This window comes from Pararhizobium sp., from assembly GCF_035497515.1.
Classification (GTDB): Bacteria; Pseudomonadota; Alphaproteobacteria; order Rhizobiales; family Rhizobiaceae; genus Pararhizobium.
The window spans coordinates 1-2295 of sequence record NZ_DATJDJ010000212.1 but is presented as its reverse complement, the minus strand read 5'-3'; the positions used below and the strand labels follow the sequence as shown (position 1 = coordinate 2295).

The 2295-nt window shown below is 60.2% G+C and carries 1 protein-coding gene and 1 pseudogene; both read left to right on the top strand.

Annotated elements, in window-relative coordinates:
* A partial coding sequence (locus tag VL202_RS22290) for a hypothetical protein (RefSeq protein ID WP_325466248.1) occupies window positions 1-1325 on the top strand: 1325 nt, incomplete at its 5' end.
* Window positions 1326-1358: 33 nt separating this feature from the next.
* Window positions 1359-2295: pseudogene (locus VL202_RS22285) on the top strand (hypothetical protein); the annotation flags it as partial.

Here is a 2295-nt window from a genome sequence, read left to right as displayed (position 1 = left end):
GCATCCGCTTCCGCTCGTTCGCCGACGATAGCGATGCACAAGGGCAGTCGGTCCTTCGCGCCATCAAGACGGTCATGGGTGAAAACAGAGCGATTTCGCTGGCGGGAGAAGGGGAGGCGCCACAGGTCGGCGACCTCATACACTTCGGGCCGGTGGCGAGCGAAAGCATCCCGGTCATCGTGGCGAGCGTGGAGCGCGGCAACGACAACACGTCCATCGTGCACATGCTGCCGGCGGCCGATGAGATGCATGAACGGACTGCCGCCGAAGTGCCGCCCACATGGAGCGGGCGCGTTGGGGCCGAAGTGGGCGGGTCGAATGCCGAGCCGCCCGTGCCGATCGTGAAATCAGTGCGCAGCGGCATCAGCGGAACCGGAAGTGCAACAGGTCTGCGCATCACGTTGAAGCCTGGCGCCGGAAGCGCGGTCATTGTCTCAACGTTCGAGGTCCGCCATCGGCTTTCCGGGTCAGGGACATGGCTCACCGCCGTCACGGTCTCGGCATCGTCTGGCGTGGTCAATCTGCCTGGATATGCCTCGGGCGATGCCGTCGAGTGGGAACCGCGATCGGTCTCGAAGGACAGCGTGCCAAGCCTGTGGGGTTCACCGAGAATTACCACGATCGGAGCGGACGATCCGACAGCACCGAACGCCTTGAACAGCAGCCTGATCGTTGCGACCGGCGGACTCGGAAAGGCTGATATCTTCTTCACCGTTGCGCCGACTGAGGAGAACATCACCCATGTCCAGTTCTACTCCAACACCTCGGGAACCCTCGACACCGGAACCGACGCCATCCTCGCTCCCATCGACGTTGCCGCTGGAGGAACTTACACCCGCGTCCATGGTGATCCTTCGATCGTCACCCTCGTCACAAACGGTAACTTCTCTGCGCAAGCAAGCCCCCCAACCTTAGGGTCGAACTGGACGATCACTTCTGGTCACGCGGATCACTCGCCGGGAACCGGCGGGTCAATTTCTTGGTCGGTCGCTATGGCCGCCGGCGAAGAAATCTGCCTGTCGGTGATGATCAACTCGATTTCAGGCGGCGCGCTGACCCCGCGCAGCACAGGCACGCTGACGGAGACGTGGACCACGGCCTACACGACGCCGGGTCTGAAGCTGCAGTCGCATGTCGCTGGATCGGCAAACGGCACGCTTGGCCTTTTAGCCGCCACGGCAACAGTCTGCCAGATCGATGACTTAGCCGCCTACAAGAAGACTGCCGCCTGCCTTTCGCAGGGTGACCGCTACTACTGGCTGCAGCCATTCAACGGCGTGACGCCCGGTCCAATCGCTGGACCGTTCCTCGTCACCATTCGCTAATCCAATCGCAAATCTGAAAATTCAGGAGTCGAGATGGCCGGAATCCGGATCACTGACAAACCCACTCGCTCGACGATCGACAAGATCGTCGGTGTCCGCGAGCAGGGGAACACCGAAGTAGCGCTGATTGGCGTCGATGATCTTGCCGAGCAGCTTCTTGCCGGAGAAATCGGTCAGGAAATCGAAGGTGCTGCATCCGGACTGGTGCAGGCGACATCATGGCCCGTCCTGAATGGAATTTCCGGAACGCGTGTCGGGCAGCCGGGACGCGTCCCCAACCAGGCAGGGACACATACCGATCCGGTTACGTCCGATACGGTCAACAACCAGGCGGATTATAACTGGACGGGCTCTGCTTGGACTTGGACCAACGACTATGTCGACTTCAGTGCTGAGATCGATACAAAGCTCGACAACACGACGACCGCCCTTGCAACCCTCATGGGATCGGCAGCAGGCAAAACGACGCCGGCGGACAACGACAGTTTCGCGGCTCGTGACAGCGCGGACGACTTTGCTCTGACAAAATTTTCCTGGGCCAATATCAAGGAAACGCTGGACATCGACAGTAAGCAGGATGCATCCGCCAATCTTGACGATTGGTCGGATATATCCGCGAATGAACTTTTCGCCAGACCATCCGTCGAAGAAGGCGCATATCTGGCGCTCCTCGACGATGATGGCGTTGGCGAGCGCTTTGGGACCGGCGGCGTGTTCCTTGCCGATGACGGGGAGAGCATCGAGGTCGCCGCTGGCTGGAAAATTGGCCGTGGAGATGGTGACGGCGATATCATTGTTTTTGATCCCGACACAGGCATTGCCGCTGTCCTCGGTAAACCGAATCCTGATCCGATCGTCGACGCCGGCACGGGCGGCACTGTCGCCGGCAATTTGTTTTCTGATGAGCGCAACGAGTATGTCGAAGGACGTGCGCTAGCGGAAGCACTCCGGCTGAATAGCCAGGATATGA